Raw genomic sequence first — 15,014 nt, forward strand, 5'->3', positions numbered from 1 at the left:
CATCAGCGAAGTCCTGGTTCGTGAAGCGCTCGCCCTGGAGGAGATTGCTGACGGCGTGTGGTCGATCTTCTTCTACGATGCACTGCTGGCGCGATTCAACGCGCACGACGGCAAGGTGCACCCGTAAGCCGTGGCGCTTCGGCGAAGTAGAGCGCGAGCGCTGTCATTCCGCTTCGCGGCTGCTTACGCCTCCCAAGGGGGAGGACAAGAGACATCAGGGATGACTGGACTAGCGTCATCACCGTGAGGAGTTGTCAACGATCCTCCCGGTTTAAAGTGTCAGCGATCAACCCGGTTGCTCAGCGGCATGCGCCGGCCCCCATCGAGACTCCCCGGCGTTCGTGAGGGCCCCCTTCCGCATGCGCCGGCCCCCATCGAACCTCCCCGCAGCCGATGAGCAACAAAATCCGCCCCCGCCCGGAAGCCCGGGCGGGGGCGGATCTTCGTCCATCACCTTCCGTGGTCAGCGCACCGTGATCTGGCGCGCCATGCCGTGGGCGATGTGCGGCTTGCCGTCCTTGGCGTCGGGGAGCATGCAGAGCAGTGCGTACTCGCCCGGCTGGAAGTCGGCCGTGATGTAGTTCACCTCGCCGCGGTCCAGGCCGGTGGTCCCGGCCACGGGGCGCCCCGGAGGGGGCCCGTTCTCGTTCATCAGCCACGCCATCATGTCGTGCAGCGTCTTGCCCGGGGCCAGCTGCACCAGGATCACCTCGTGCGGCTGCACGGCCACGTTCTGCACCTTGATGGTCCGCCGCCCCGCCGTGAGCTCGGTGTTGGTGGCGAACGAGTAGTCCGCCAGGTTCATGTCCAGGTCCGCCACGGGAGCCGCGGCCGGCGCGCCTTCCGCGGGAACCACGGTCAGCGGCTTGACCATTCCCTTGGCCACGTGCGGCACGCCGTCCTTGGAGGGGATGAAGCACAGCATCGCATACGTGCCGGCCTTGAGGTCCAGCGTAGCTTCCGACACGCCGCCGCCGGGGACGGGCGTGTTGGGTCCGCCCACGAAGTGCACCCAGGGCGGCGGCGGCCCGTCGTGCCCGCCCATGCCCTGCATCAGCTCCTGCACGGTGTGCCCGTCGTCCAGCCGCACGAGTTGCACGTGGTGAAGCTCGGTTCCGTCGTTCACCAGGCGGATCGTCGTCATCCCCGCGGGGATGGTGGCCGGCGACTGGTAGTTGAAGTCGGCGGCGGTGATGGTCACCACGTTGGGCAGCGCGGCGGTGTCGGCCGGCTTGGCGTTGCCCTGCGTGCAGGCGGCGGAGGTGGCGGCGAGCGCCAGGGCGGCAAAGAACTTCAGCGAGGTGCGGTGCATTTTCGTCGCTCCGGGTCGGCGGTCCCCGCCGTCGTCGCGGGGAGGTCAGGTTCCGGGGCACCGTGCCCCGGAACGCGCCACAAGGATAGGCGGTTCGACCCATGCCTACATGAGTCGGTTGACCCAGAGCACGCGGATGCCCCTGTATCAGCTCTCGGCGAAGGAAGGTTCTGATTCAGGCGTTTGGAATCCAACTTGCTCACCTGCATCAACTTGCGTGCGGGAGGCCCCCGCTTCCGGACGAGGATGGGTGCGTCCGAAGCGTGGCAGGACCTTTGACCCGTCCGGCCGGCCGCCGCATATTCGTCCCCAAGCCGGAGCGCCGCGGTGCTCCGGCACAGGCGCGGAAACCGTCCGCGTGAAACCTGTTTCGAAAAGGATCGAGCGATGAAGAAGTCTGTCGCTGGACTGTTCGCGGTTGTCGCCACGGTGGCGTTCGCGGGCACTGCCCAGGCCCAGATCTGCGCGGGCTACCCCTCGTCGGACCGCGGCTTCTACTTCGGCGCGCGTGCCGACTTCCCGGAAAACGTGGATTCGTACGGCGTGGAGGCCAACTACAACTTTTCGGGCCCGCTGGGCGTCTACGGCGGCCTGAACGTAATCTCGAACGAGAACGACAACAGCGACGAGGAGAGCAACGACGAGTTGTTCGCCGGCGTGGCGTTCGAAGTGGCGTCGCTGGGTCTGATGGTGGGTCCGCGTGTCTCGGTCTGCCCCGTCGGTGAACTGCGGAACATCAAACAGTACAACGGCGATTCGTATACGGCAGTTCCTGTCGGTCTGGGTGTCGGCGCGAGCCTGGGCATCCCCGGCATCCGCGCGGCCGGTTACGTGCAGCCGCAGATCGTATTCTCGCGGGTGGAGGCCGGTGGCCAGACCGGCGACTTCCAGAACGACTTCGCCGTCAAGGCGGGCGTCATGGGCGGTGTGGGCCTGCTTACGGTAGGCGGCGAGCTGCGGCACCACTTCGTCGACAACGCCCAGACTACGTTCGGCATCCGCGTGGGCATCGCGCTCTGAGCCGGCGGACCGAACACGAAAGGCCCCGCTCGCGTCCGCGAGCGGGGCCTTTTTCGATCCATCGAACCGTCAGTAGATGTAGACCGGCGTGCCGACGGGGGCGTTCTCGTAGACGAACTGGATGTCGTCGTCGAACAGGCGCACGCAGCCGTGCGTGCCCCAGAAGCCCACGGCCAGTGGATCGTTGGTGCCGTGGATGAGGATGCCGTCGCCCGTGTCGAGCTTGAACTTGCCCAGCACCTCGGGGATCTTGCGGTTGACGGTGCCGAACGGCGGAATGTACAGCACGCCGTTGAACATCAGCGGGCGCTCGGCGGGGATGGCCTCGAACTCGCCCCCGCGCAGGATTCCCACCTTGTCGCCGCGCCGCACCACCCGCCCGCTGTCGCCCAGCGAAATGCCGCCCGCGGGGAAGGGGCGCACCACCTCGGCCTGGCCCCAGTAGTGCCAGTCGGGCGGATTCCACAGCGGGTTTTCTTCCTTGGCAAGCACCGTGCGGCGCCCGCGCGGGGTAGAAAAGTCGTAGCTGCCGATGCCGCGCGGCCCGCGCACCACACCCATCCCCACGCCCGCCGCCGCCTCGATCAGCGTGTCCTGCCCGTTGATCAGCCACAGCTTGCGGTCGTAGATGGACACCACGATCCGCCGGCCGGTCGCCGTGTTCGCCGCGCGGCGCCAGCGCACCCACTCCACGCTGTCGGCGCGGTTGCGGGGCGCGGTGGGCGCCGGGTCGGGATTGTCGACGCCCAGCTGCCGCAGGCGGTTTTCCATCAGCTCCTCGCGCGTCACCAGCCCGCGCGGGCGGTTGTCCACCATCTGCGCCGGCGTGCCGGTGCCCTGCGCTTCCGCCCCGGGCACGGCCGCGCAAATACCGAGCGCCGCCAGCCACAGGGCCGTAACCATCCGTTTCGTCACAGTACAGCTCCCGCGGGGTGTAACCGAAATCCAGCTCTATAATTGGGGCCAAACATACGGCGCGTCAATGCCGGGCGCACGCACGAGCGGGCCCCGGCGAGGTCCCGGAGCCCGCTCGTGCCGCCGGCGGCGCGGTTACGGCCGATGGCTGTTTCCGACGCCGTACCCGGTGTAGTACTGGCCGGTGGGCACGCCGCCGCTGTTGCCGTTGCGGAAGCGCTCCATGCCGTACGGCCCGTAGGCGCCGTAGCGCCCGCCCATCCCGCCGTCGGCATCGCCCAGGCCCATGCTGCCGGCGTTGTACTCGCCGCCGCCCGAGCCCAGGTTGCCCGTGTTGCCGCCGCGGTAGTCCGCGCCGTAGCGGCCCATCCCGCCGCGGTTCGCGCCGCCGTAGCCGCCGCGCATTCCGGGCTCGTCCATGTCGTTGCGGTAGCCGCCGCCGTACCCGGCGTTCCCCTGGCTGCCCATGTAGCCCCGGCCTCCGACGTGACCGCCGTACCCGCCCTGCGCGTGGCCGCCGCGATAGCCGCGGTTGTCGTCCCAGTCCACGTCCGTGAAGCCGTGCGAGGGGCGGTAGCCGCCGGTGTCGTGGCTGTCCCAGCCGTCCCGGCCGCGGCCCGCGCGGTAGCCGGCGTCGTACCGGTTTCCGCCGCCCTGGCCGGTGTAGTGGGTGGCGGTGTATCCCGAGCCGAAGTTGCCGCGGCCCATCCCGCCGGTGACGTCGCCCATCTCGCGGTAGCCCCCGTGCTGGCTCCAGCCGCCGCGGTCGTGGCCGCCGCCGTACATGCCGCCGTTGTGCATCCCGCCGCCGCGGTAGTCGTGGCCGTAGTCGTCGCGGCCGCCGAACCAGCCGCGCACGGTTTCGGCCGCGCGGTCCATGAAGTTGCGGTTCCCGTAGTCCCGTCCGTAGTTCATCCTCCGCTCCTTTTCCCGGGTTCTCCGCCTGCTCCCGCCGCGTGGCGGCGGGGTGGGTCCGGGTTGCAAGAGGCGGGCCGTTTCGCGTCCCTATCTCCTTGCCAGATGGTGCTTTGACTCTGCATTGGGGATGCCTCCGCCAGAACCCGCCACCGGTCGCGCGCGTTGACAAACAGGAGTGTGCGGCGCACCATTCACCGGCCTCACGCGTCCCCGTCGCACGTCCTCTCCCGCCGGGCCTCCAGGCCCGAACCCGCTGCGCATCCGAACATGCTTTCGCCGCGCCAGCAAGCCACGCTCGTCGCCCTGTGCAGGCGCATGGTGCCCCTGCCGGACGAGCCCGACCCGTCCGCCGCGCGCCTGGCCCGGGCCGTCGAGGTGCGCATCGGCACGCTGGGCGCCGAACGTGCACGCCGTGCCGGGTTCGTGCTGAACCTGCTGGACTCGCGCCTCGCGGGGCTGGCCGGCGCAGCGCGGCCCTCCGGCTTCGCCGCGCTGGACGCGGCGCGGCAGGATGCGTGGCTGCGGCGGTGGGAGCTGAGCCCTGCCTCGGCGCTCCGCTCGGCGTTCCAGGCGCTGCGCCGGCTGGTGCTTTCTACCTGGTACGCCGATCCCGCCAACCATCCCGCCGGCTACCGCGCCCCGTACCACCTGCGCGCCCCCGAGCTTCCGTGGGAGGGCCCGCTCCCGGGCGCCACCCAGTCCGACGAGCCGGTCGCGCGGACGGGCGGGGGAGGGCCGCGGAGCGCGCGGGTGATTTCCATCCGCCCCCAGCTGGACCTGCTGTCGGACCCGGAGATCAGCGGCGTGGTGCAGGGGGCGCGGCTGCGGGGCGACACGCGGGTGCGCGCCGGCGTTTGCGTGATCGGCAGCGGGGCGGGCGGTGCCGTGGCCGCGGCGCGGCTGGCGGAGGCGGGGCACGACGTGGTGCTGCTGGAGGAAGGGGCGTTCTGGCGGGCCGAGCAGTTTTCGGAGCGCGAGTCGGAGATGATGCCGCGGCTGTACGCGGAGGGCGGAACCCGCGCGACGGACGACCTGTCGATCCCCCTCCTGCAGGGCCGCGCCGTCGGTGGCGGAACGACGGTCAATTGGCTGGCGATGCTGCGCACTCCTGACTGGGTGCTGGACGAGTGGGCGTGCGACCACGGGGCGGTGGGGATGCGCCCCGCGGACATGGCGGCCGTGTTCGACCGGGTGGAGGAAGAAACGTCCGCGCGGCGCGTGCCCGACGACGCGCACAATCCGCCCAATCGCGCACTGCTGGATGGCGCCCGCGCGCTGGGGTGGAGCGCCGGCGCGGTCCGCGTGAACGCGCACGGGTGCGTGCGGTCGGGCTCGTGCGGGCTGGGGTGCCGGTACGGCGCGCGGCGCGGGACGGCGGACGTGTACGTGCCCACCGCGCTGGCCGCGGGCGCGCGCCTGTTCACGGACGTGCGCGTGGAGCGGATGGAGCTGGCGGAGCGCGGGGGCGTCTCTCCGCTCAAGCGGGTGCACGCCACGGTGCTGGACCGGGAGACGGGTGCGCCGCGGGGCACGCTCGTGGTCGAGGCGCCGGTCGTCGTAGTGGCGGCGGGCGCGGTGGGCACCCCGGTGCTGCTGCAGAAGTCGGGGATGGGCGGCGGCGGCGTCGGCGCGTTCCTTCGGCTGCATCCCACGACGGCGGTCATCGGCCGGTACGCGCGGGAGATGTACGGCGGCGCGGGAATCCCGCTCTCCGCCATCTGCGACGAGTTCCAGCGCGGCGGTGACGGATACGGGTTCTGGATCGAGACGCCGCCCATGTACGCCGGGCTGGCCGCGGCGTCCATGCCGGGGTTCGGCGTCCCGCACCGCGATCTGGTGGAGGCGGCGCCCAACCTGGCGTCGATGATCGTGCTGGTGCGCGACGGGGCGGAGCGCGGCCGGTCCAGCGGCGGGGTGACGGTGGATCGCGCCGGCCGCGTCCGCATCCGCTACCGGATGTCGTCGGCGGACCGCGACCGGCTGCTGCGGGGGATGGAGGCCGCGGCACGCATCCAGTTCGCCGCCGGGGCGGAGGAGGTTTCGACTCTTCACGCCACCGCCTGCCGGATGCGCTCGCCCGCGGAGCTGGGGGCGATCGCGCGGCGGCCGGCGGGGCCCAACCAATTGGGGGTGATGTCGGCGCACGTGAACGGCACCTGCCGCATCGGTACCGACACGCGGACCAGCGGCTGCACGCCCGACGGCGAGCGCCACGGCGTTCCCGGCGTCTACGTGGCGGACGGCTCGCTGCTGCCCACCGCGCCCGGGGTGAACCCGCAGGAAACCATCATGGCTGTCGCCACCGCCATCGCCGAGCGCATCACCACCCGCCACCCGGCCGGGCGGGCCGGCAGCGCGGGAGCCCTCGCCGCTGCGGCCCGAACCTGATCGGATGGAGATCCGGATGTCCGAGACATACTTGGATTACGCAATCGTCATCGAGAAGGCTCCGACGAGTTTCGGCGCATACGTTCCGGCCCTGCCGGGCTGTGTCGCCGTGGGAGATTCGGAGGATGAGGTGCGCGTGCTGATCCGCGACGCCATCGAATTCCATCTGGACGGGATGCGGGAGGACGGGGAGCCGATCCCGCCACCCGCATCACGGGTGGAGTACGTGAAAGTGCCGGTGTCGACGTAGGATTCTGCTCGTCCCCGGCCTGCCTCTTGCACCCCGCCTCGCACTTGAGCGCGGCGTGCGCGCCGCATTTCGAGAGGTCTGACGACACCGCCGGAGGCCGGAGTGGATCCCAATCAGAACCCCAACTGCGTCTTCTGCCGCATCATCGGCGGGGACGAGATGGTGAGCGTCATCCACGAGGACGAAGAGATCATCGCGTTCCTCGACATTCAGCCGCTGCACCGCGGGCACGTGCTGGTGGTGCCCAAGGAGCACTACAAGAACCTGTTCTACGTTCCCGAAGAGCTGGCGACGCGCACCTTCGCGGTGGCCAAGCGCATTCTTCCCGGGCTGCGCAAGGCGACCGGCTGCCGGGCGGTGAACATCTTTTCGCCCAACGGCGCAGACGGCGGACAGGACGTGTTCCACTTTCACGTGCACCTGATCCCGGTGCCCAAGGACGCACCGTTCCCGCTTCAGCTGCCGGACCCGAACGCCGAGGTGCCCACGCGCTCGCAGCTGGACGTGATGGCGACGCACATCACGCGCTGCGTGCACGACGAGGACGCCGACGCGTACGCCGCCGCCCCGCAGGAGCAGCGCGAAGCCCAGCCCGCGACGGCCTGATCGGTCGAGTGGGGGGATGGATTGGAACTGCCCCGCGTGATGGCCTGCGCGGGGCAGTTTCGCGTCGTGGATTCGGCCTGGACGCGTCCGCAGCAGAGCAGAGATGCCGCGGCGTCGGCGGTTCTGGAGCGCTTTGGCGGGTGTGTGGCGGATTCCTCAGTCGCTGCGGGCGGCGGTGTGCGGGCCGGCTCGTCGTGGCCGCTCCTTCGGAATGACAACCGAGGCCCGACTCGCACTCCCGCACTTTAGCACTTACGCACTTACGCACTCACGCACTCACGCACTCCCGCACTCCCGCACTCACGCACTCACGCACTTCTTGCCGTCCCCGCCCCCACACCGTAAGCTCCCCCGCCCTGAAATCCCGCGCCCGAGCCGACGCAGATGAAGCGTTTCGCAGCTTACGACCCGCCCGAGTACCAGAACTGGACCGCCGCGCCCGAGCAGCTTCGCGCGTATCGCGAGCGCATCGACGCCAGCGACGAGCGGGCGGAGGTCATCCGCGCGCTCTCCCAGGAGCAGCTGCTGGACATCTACGCCGGGCTGCTCCGCAACCGCCTTCACGACGTCGCGCTCAAGCGTTGGGTGAAGAACGGGGTGATCAGCAAGGCGTGGCTGGGCGTGGGTGAGGAGGCGGCGACCATTGGCCCGGTGCACGCGCTGCGGCGCTCCGGGCCGGGGCGCGACGTGGTGGCGCCCATGATCCGCAACTCGGGCGCGTGCCACGAGATGGGGATGCCCGTGGCCGACATCTTCCGCAGCTACCTGGGCACCGCCGACAGCCCGTCGATGGGCCGCGACCTGCACGTGGGCCACCTGGACGCGGGAGTGCTGCCCCCCATCAGCCACGTGGGCGACGTGGTGCCCGTGATCGCGGGGATCGCCCTCACGTTCAAGCAGCGGGGCGAAGACCGCGTGGGCCTCACCTGGGTGGGCGACGGCTCCACCAAGACGGGGGCGTTCCACGAAGGGGTGAACTTCGCAGGGGTGCACCGGCTGCCGGTGATCTTCATCATCCAGAACAACCAGGTGGCGCTGGGCACGCGGCTCACGCAGCACGCCGCGGGCTCGTTCGAGGACTGGCCGGCCATGTACGGCCTGGCGGGCGGCGTGTTCGACGGAAACCACGTGCTCGACGCGTACGCCGCCACGCGCATCGCCGCCGACCGCGCGCGCGCCGGTGAAGGGCCGTCGCTGCTCGTCGGCGAGACCTTCCGCATGGGCGGCCACGCCACGCACGACGAGCGGGAAGCGCGCAGCATGTTCGACGCGGAGCTGTTCGCGTCGTGGGGCAGGCGTGATCCCGTGGGGCTGTACGAGGCGTGGCTGGAGGAGGAGGGGGTCGCCCGCGGCACGCTGGACGACATCGAGGCGCGCGTCACCGCCGAAATCGACGCCGCGGCCGAGGACGCGCTCCGCAGCCGCGAAACCGCCATGCCGTCGCCCGAATCCGCCATCGTCGGCGTCTACGGCTGACTCGCTGGACGGACATCGGCCCAATACGAAAGCGGCGGCATCCCTCGCGGGACGCCGCCGCTTCGTTCGGGTGACGGTGCGCGTCAGGTCGGCAGGGCGGGGCCGCCGTACAGGCCCTCGATCACCTCGCGATACACCTGCTCCACCACCTTGCGCTTGATCTTGAGCGTGGGCGTGAGCATCCCCGACTCGATCGTGAACTCGTCCGCGATCACCGCCACCTTCTTGGGGCGCTCGTGCTGGGCGAAGTCGCGAAGCGCACTCTGGACCTCCGCCTCCAGCAGCTTTCTTACCCTCGGATCGGCGGCCAGGGCGGCGGAGTCGCCGGAAGGCAGGCCATTGGCGGCCGCCCAGGGGCGCAGGTTCTCCCACTCGGGCACCACCAGCATCACCGGGTACGCGCGCCGGTCGCCGAGCATGACGGCCTGCGAGATGTACTGCGACATCACGGCCAGGTTCTCCATGGGCGCAGGCGCCACGTTCTTGCCCCCCGCGGTGACGATCAGGTTCTTCAGCCGGTCGGTGATGCGCAGGTAGCCATCGGCCGTCAGCTCGCCGATGTCGCCGGTGTGGAACCAGCCTTCGGCGTCGATGGCGTCCTGCGTGCAATCCGGATCGTTCCAGTAGCCCCGCATCACGTGCGGGCCGCGGGTGAGGATTTCGCCCGTGGACGGCTCAATGGCCAGCTCCACGCCCGGCACCGGCTGTCCCACGGTACCCATCCGCATCTTCCCCGGCGCGTTGACCGCGATCACCGGCGACGTCTCCGTCAGCCCGTAGCCCTCGTAGACGGGAAGGCCGGCGCCCAGGAAGAAGCGCGCGACCTCCGGCGACAGCGGCGCCCCGCCCGAGACGAACGCGCGCACCCGGCCGCCCGTGCGCTCCCGCAGCTTGCTGAACACCAGCCGGTCCGCCAGGCGGTTCTGCACGGCCAGCAGCCCCGCCGGCTCGCGCCCCTCCTCGCGCAGCGCGGCCACGCGGCTGCCCACGCCCCGCGCCCAGGCGACGACCCTGGCCTTGAACCCCTCCGCCCCGATGGCCTTGCTGTAGATCTTGTCGAACAGCCGGGGCACCGAAACCGTCACCATCGGCCGCATCTCGGCCAGGTGGTCGGCCACCTTTTCCACCTGCGTGTAGGCGATGGTGGTGCCCACGTCCCAGTACAGGTAGTCCACCATCCGCTCGAAGACGTGCGAAAGCGGCAGGAACGAGAGGGTGACGTCGCCCGGGCGGATGATCTCCGTCATCCCGTGCTGCAGGCAGGCCGCCAGGTTCGCCGCCAGGTTGTAATGCGTGAGCATCACGCCCTTGGGGTTGCCCGTGGTACCCGAGGTGTAGATGAGCGTGGCTACCTGCTCGCGCGGCACCGACAGCGCGCGCTGGCGGAAGCCGGTGTATCGCCCGGCGGCCAGCTCGCGCTCGCCCTCCGTCAGCCACTCCGCGAACGATTCCACGCCGTCCGCCGCGCCCTCGAAGGCAACCAGCCGCTCCACTTCCGGAAGCTGGACCCGGAACTCGCGGATCTTGGCCGCCTGGGCGGCATTGGAGACGAACACCACCTTCGCGCCGCAGTCCGCGACGATGTACTGCACCTGGTTGGCGGGAAGGGTGGGGTAGATGGGAACGGTGATGGCGCCCAGCCCGGTGATGGCGTAGTCGCAGATGGCCCACTCCGGCCGGTTCTCGGCCAGCACCACCACGCGGTCGGCGGAAGCCACCCCGGCGGCCGACAGTGCCACGGCCAGCGCGGTCACCCGCCGCTCCACCTCGGCGTCGGAGAGCGCGTGCCACTGCCCCGCCGCCTTGTACATCATCGCCGCGTCGCGCCCGTGCCGGTCGACGCCCCCGAAGAAGATCTTGGGGATCGTGTCGCGCTCGACGGTGCGCAGCGGAACGACGGTGTTCATCTGCCGCATCAGTGCTCCTGAATGGCTGCCCGGGAGGGTGAGGGGCGTGGGTGTGGGCGCTTGCAAGGCAGAGTGCCGGGCCTGGCGGGAAGATGCCGGGCGGTGCGGAGTTGGACAAGTGCGGCGCCCCACACCGCCGGGCCCCTCCCCCCCCGGCCCCCGTCCCCCGCTGCGCAGGGGAGGGGGAGACCGGAATCGCGCTTCGGTCGGCGTGGTGCGCTCGACTACGCGTGCAGTCCGCGAAGGCGGACTTCGGGCCGTTGTTGCCGCGACTTCAGTCGCCCCAGCGGGGTTGGGGCCCTGGCACCGTACTCGCCTTTGCGCCGAATCCCGAAGTGTACCCCCTCTCCCACGCTGTTTGTGGGAGAGGGTGGCACGCGTGTCAGCGCGGCCGGGTGAGGGCCCCACGGCAGCCGAGGCCTCGGCCTCCGTGACCGCTGCCGCGCCCTGGCTCGTACGTGTCGACGGTTAGATCCTTCGGCCCGCGAGGCTCGTACTACGGGCTAGTTTGGTGCGCCTGGGCCTCAGGATGACAGGCTCTCGTTCGGATGACAGGCTCTCGTTCGGATGACAGGCTCTCGTACAGGGACCGCCCCCTTCGACGCAAACGCCCCCGCCCGAACTCCGGGCGGGGGCGTCTGGCCAGCCGAAAACCGCGATCAGCAGTAGCGGTTGAAGGCTTCGACCAGGTCCTGGGCGATGTCCTCGGCCGTGCGGCCCTCGATCTGGTGGCGCGGAATCATGTGCGCGACCTCGCCGTCCTTCAGCAGGGCGATGGAGGGCGACGAGGGCGGGTAGCCGTGGATGAAGGCGCGCGCGGCCGCCGTGGCCTCCTGGTCCTGCCCGGCGAACACCGTGGTCAGCTTCGCGGGCTTCTTTTCGTTCTGAAGCGCCAGCGCCACCGCCGGGCGCGCGTTGCGCGCCGCGCAGCCGCACATGGAATTGACGACCAGCAGCGTGGGCTCGCTGGTGTCGGAAAGGGTGGCCTGCACTTCGTCGGGGGTCTTCAGCTCCTGCACGCCCAGGCGCGTAAGCTCCTGGCGCATGGGGGCGATCAGCATCTCCGGATACATGGGCATCCTCTTTGGTTGTATCGGTTCATCGCGGGGCGGCACCTTCTTCGGCCGCGCCGCGCGGGTTCGGCATCCACGGAACATCATCGACCCCGGCGCGCCGGTTGGCAAGGCGCGCCAGGGTGAACAGCAGGTCCGAAAGCCGGTTGAGGTATCGTACCCATTCCGGGCCCACGTGTGCCTCTCGCGACAGCGTGACCACGTGCCGCTCGGCCCGGCGGCAGACGGTTCGCGCCAGGTGCAGGTACGACGCGCCGCCGGATCCGCCGGGGAGCACGAACGACTTCAGCGGCTCCAGCTCCGTCTCCGCCGCGTCGATCCACCCCTCCAGCTCCTCGATTCGCCCCGGCGCCAGCGCCGGGATCCACGGCGACTCGCGTCCGCCATCCTCCACCGAGGGCGTGGCCAGGTTGGCGCCCACGGTGAACAGGTCCGACTGCACCCCGCGCAGCCCCGCCGCCAGCTCCGCCTGCCCGTCGGCCTCAAGGTGCCACACGGCCACGCCGAGAAGCGAGTTCAGCTCGTCGACGTCGCCGTAGGCCGCCACGCGCACGTGGTCCTTGGCCACGCGCTGCCCGCCGAACAGCCCGGTCTCGCCCCGGTCGCCCGTCTTCGTGTAGATCTTCAGCGTCATGATGCTGCGTTCTCCGCTTCCGCCGCCTCCAGTCCAGCCAGCGCGATCACCACGAGGGTCCATTCCAGCCCCAGCAGCCGCCGCAGCACCTTGCGCGGCGTCCACTCTTCGCCGTCCAGCTCCAGCCGCCGTCCGCGGGCCTCGTCCGGCAGCGTCGTCATGCGGTCCACCACCAGCGCGGCGGCGGTGTCCAGCCGGGCCAGCGTGTGGTCCGGCGCGCCGGCCATGGGGCTGGCGCCCAGGCGGCTCAGCAACAACCACTGCGACCGCGCCAGGTCTTCCAGCACCTGCCGAACCGTGGCGCTTGTCATGGGCGCGGGCACGTCCAGGTTCAGGTTCCGCCGACGGCGCACGCGCGCGAGCAGCAGCCCGCGAATGTCGCCCAGCCGCCGCACGCCCAGCTCGGCCTCGTCCTGCAGCAGCGGCGCGAGGTCGGCTTCGAAGAGCGCGGTAGAGACAGCCCCGCCGACCCGCGCGTCCGTGGCGATCCACTCGTCCACGGAAACCTGGATCTCGTCGTCCGGCGCGGGGACGCGCTCCCCAATGGAAGAAAGGAACCGCAGCCAGAGGGCGAGAGACCGCTCGAATTCCTTCATCGCCTCTTCTGGAGACGCGCCGATCGCGACGCATCCGGGAAGGTTCAGCGCATGCGCCATCAGCATGCCGTCCCCACCTTCCTCCAGCCCCACGCGAATGTGCCTGAGGTCGTCCATCATCCGCGCTCCGCCACAGCCGGCTCCAGCAGTTCCAGCGTACCCGCGCCCGCGTCCAGCCGCGCGCGCACGCCCATCGGAAGCGTCCAATTGTCGTCCACGTGGCCGAAGGGGAAGCCGAACGCGATCGGCACACCCAGCCCGCCGAGCCGGTCCTGCAGCAGCTCCCGCACGGTCGGCCGCCCGTCGCTGCCCTCGTCCGGCACCTCGCTGAACGCGCCGATGGCGATGCCCGCCACGGCATCCAGCACGCCCGCCAGCTTCAGGTGCGAAAGCAGGCGGTCCAGGCGGTAGACGTGCTCGCCCACCTCTTCCATGAACAGGATGGCGCCTCGCGGCTGGATGGCGAACGGCGTCCCCAGCGTCGACGCGACCAGCGACAGGTTTCCCCCCAGGAGCGGCCCCTCGGCTTGACCCTCCACCAGCGCCTCCGCGCGTCCCGCCGAGCCGGCGGGGAAGGGGAGCACGCCCGCGGGCCGCGGCTCCGTCAGCACCGGGAGAAAGGTGTCGCGCGCGAAATCGGGGAACTCGGCCGTATGCGGATGCGGGCCGTGGAACGACACCACGCCCGCGCGCTGGGCGGCCAGGTGCACCGCCGTGTTGTCGCTGAAGCCGATCAGCGCCTTGGGATGCGCCGCCAGCGCCGGCCAGCCGATGCGGTCCAGGATGCGCATGGTCCCGTAGCCGCCACGCAGGAACCAGATGGCGTCGAGCCCGGGATCGGCGAGGGCGGCATCCAGGTCCGCCGCGCGCTCGTCGTCCGTCCCCGCCAGGTATCCGCTGCACCGGCCGCGGCAGAACCGGCCCGCGACGGGCTCCCAGCCGAAGGCACGGACGCGGTCCATCGCGCGCTCCACGCCGCCCGGGGGAAGGGGCCCCGCGGCGGCCACCAGGGCCACCCGCGACCCGGGGCGAAGGGCGGGCGGGCGGATCATGCGGCCACCTCCCCGCCGCGAACCGCCACCGCCAGCACACCCAAGGCGACGAGGGCCAGCGCCGCAGCAGCCAGGTACGGCACCGAGATGCCCACGTGGGCGAAGGCGATGCCCGCCCACCAGGGGCCGACCACGCGGGCGGCGGCCGACAGGGACTGCGAGGCGGAAAGCACGCGCCCCTGCTCGGCCGCGCCGCCCTGGCGCGAGATCATGGCGCTGACGGAAGGCACCGTCGCCCCCTGTCCCACGGCGAACACGGCCGCGGCGGCCAGCACCCAGGCGGGCGAGGGCGCCAGGGGAATGCACGCCATCCCCACCGCGGCCAGCCCCAGCCCCAGCAGCGCCGCGCGCCGCTCGCCGACGCGCCGGACCAGGCGCCCCACCATCAGCCCCTGCGCAAGGGCCGCGACCACGCCCATGGCCGCGAAGCCGTAGCCCACGGCCTCCTGCGAAAGGCCCCAGCGCCGGTCGGCCCAGAGCGAAAGTGTGGCTTCCATTCCCGCCAGCCCTAGCGTGGTGATGAACGACACGGCGTACAGGCCGCGCAGCACCGGCGGCGCAGCGAAGACGGTCCGCAGGCGCGCGCCAAGCCCGGCCTGCCGGCGCGGGATGGTGGCGCGGACGTGCGCGGGAAGGGATTCGGGGAGCCGGAAGTACGCCAGGATGCCGTTGGCCCCGGCCAGCGCCGCGGCACCCAGGAACGGCGCCGCGGGGTCGATGCGCGAAAGCAGCCCGCCGATCGCCGGGCCGAAGATGAAGCCCAGCCCGAACGCCGCGCCGATCATTCCCATCCCCCGCGCCCGCTCCGCCGGCGGTGTGACGTCGGCGATGTAGGCCTGGGCCACGCCCACGTTGGCGCCCATCGCC

14 protein-coding genes are annotated in these 15,014 nt (G+C 71.1%); 5 read left to right on the plus strand and 9 right to left on the minus strand.

Annotation, left to right across the window (positions count from 1 at the left end):
* Positions 1-463: 463 nt before the first annotated feature.
* The gene (locus VGB24_RS04600) at positions 464-1,312 is read right to left on the minus strand and encodes a hypothetical protein (RefSeq protein ID WP_331071786.1); all 849 of its coding nucleotides are present in this window, start codon (positions 1,310-1,312) and stop codon (positions 464-466) included.
* A 387-nt stretch (positions 1,313-1,699) separates the two neighbouring features.
* Here VGB24_RS04600 and VGB24_RS04605 point away from each other — a divergent pair, with 387 nt between their 5' ends.
* A complete protein-coding gene (locus VGB24_RS04605) occupies positions 1,700-2,332 on the plus strand; it encodes a hypothetical protein (protein ID WP_331071787.1) in 633 nt (210 codons plus the stop codon).
* 69 nt (positions 2,333-2,401) lie between these two features.
* Here VGB24_RS04605 and VGB24_RS04610 read toward each other — a convergent pair whose 3' ends face one another.
* Together VGB24_RS04610 and VGB24_RS04615 are read right to left on the minus strand one after the other, a co-directional pair.
* On the minus strand, positions 2,402-3,235 hold the full coding sequence (locus tag VGB24_RS04610) for a L,D-transpeptidase (RefSeq protein WP_331071788.1): 834 nt from the start codon (positions 3,233-3,235) through the stop codon (positions 2,402-2,404).
* A gap of 147 nt (positions 3,236-3,382) precedes the next feature.
* Positions 3,383-4,162: a hypothetical protein gene (locus VGB24_RS04615; protein WP_331071789.1), complete on the minus strand. Its 780-nt coding sequence runs from the start codon at positions 4,160-4,162 to the stop codon at positions 3,383-3,385.
* Positions 4,163-4,432: 270 nt separating this feature from the next.
* Between VGB24_RS04615 and VGB24_RS04620 the strand changes: the two genes are divergently transcribed.
* From VGB24_RS04620 to VGB24_RS04635, 4 genes are all read left to right on the plus strand, one after another.
* Positions 4,433-6,553, plus strand: coding sequence for a GMC family oxidoreductase N-terminal domain-containing protein (locus VGB24_RS04620; RefSeq protein WP_331071790.1), 2,121 nt, complete (start codon positions 4,433-4,435; stop codon positions 6,551-6,553).
* Positions 6,554-6,584: 31 nt separating this feature from the next.
* Positions 6,585-6,803 (plus strand): type II toxin-antitoxin system HicB family antitoxin, encoded by a 219-nt coding sequence (locus VGB24_RS04625; protein WP_349263891.1) that lies wholly within the window; start codon positions 6,585-6,587, stop codon positions 6,801-6,803.
* 102 nt (positions 6,804-6,905) lie between these two features.
* Positions 6,906-7,409, plus strand: coding sequence for an HIT family protein (locus tag VGB24_RS04630; protein WP_331071792.1), 504 nt, complete (start codon positions 6,906-6,908; stop codon positions 7,407-7,409).
* 384 nt (positions 7,410-7,793) lie between these two features.
* Positions 7,794-8,885, plus strand: a complete 1,092-nt coding sequence (locus VGB24_RS04635; RefSeq protein WP_331071793.1) for a thiamine pyrophosphate-dependent dehydrogenase E1 component subunit alpha — start codon at positions 7,794-7,796, stop codon at positions 8,883-8,885.
* Between the two features lie 83 nt (positions 8,886-8,968).
* On the opposite strand, the gene VGB24_RS04640 is transcribed toward VGB24_RS04635, so the two are convergent.
* The 6 genes from VGB24_RS04640 to VGB24_RS04665 all read right to left on the minus strand — a co-directional run.
* Positions 8,969-10,801 (minus strand): long-chain fatty acid--CoA ligase, encoded by a 1,833-nt coding sequence (locus VGB24_RS04640; protein ID WP_331071794.1) that lies wholly within the window; start codon positions 10,799-10,801, stop codon positions 8,969-8,971.
* Positions 10,802-11,451: 650 nt separating this feature from the next.
* Positions 11,452-11,865 carry a BrxA/BrxB family bacilliredoxin gene (locus tag VGB24_RS04645; RefSeq protein WP_349263892.1) on the minus strand — a complete coding sequence of 138 codons (414 nt, stop codon included), beginning with the start codon at positions 11,863-11,865 and terminating at the stop codon, positions 11,452-11,454.
* A gap of 25 nt (positions 11,866-11,890) precedes the next feature.
* Positions 11,891-12,493, minus strand: a complete 603-nt coding sequence (locus tag VGB24_RS04650) for a cob(I)yrinic acid a,c-diamide adenosyltransferase (protein ID WP_349263893.1) — start codon at positions 12,491-12,493, stop codon at positions 11,891-11,893.
* Between the two features lie 2 nt (positions 12,494-12,495).
* A complete protein-coding gene (locus tag VGB24_RS04655; RefSeq protein WP_331071797.1) occupies positions 12,496-13,215 on the minus strand; it encodes a hypothetical protein in 720 nt (239 codons plus the stop codon).
* A complete protein-coding gene (locus VGB24_RS04660; RefSeq protein ID WP_331071798.1) occupies positions 13,212-14,147 on the minus strand; it encodes an LD-carboxypeptidase in 936 nt (311 codons plus the stop codon). Before VGB24_RS04660 ends, VGB24_RS04655 begins: the two co-directional genes overlap by 4 nt.
* Positions 14,144-15,014, minus strand: an 871-nt coding sequence (locus tag VGB24_RS04665) for an MFS transporter (RefSeq protein WP_331071799.1), incomplete at its 5' end; no start/stop codon positions are given. The genes VGB24_RS04660 and VGB24_RS04665, both read right to left, overlap by 4 nt.

It is taken from the genome of Longimicrobium sp., from assembly GCF_036399935.1.
GTDB lineage: Bacteria > Gemmatimonadota > Gemmatimonadetes > Longimicrobiales > Longimicrobiaceae > Longimicrobium.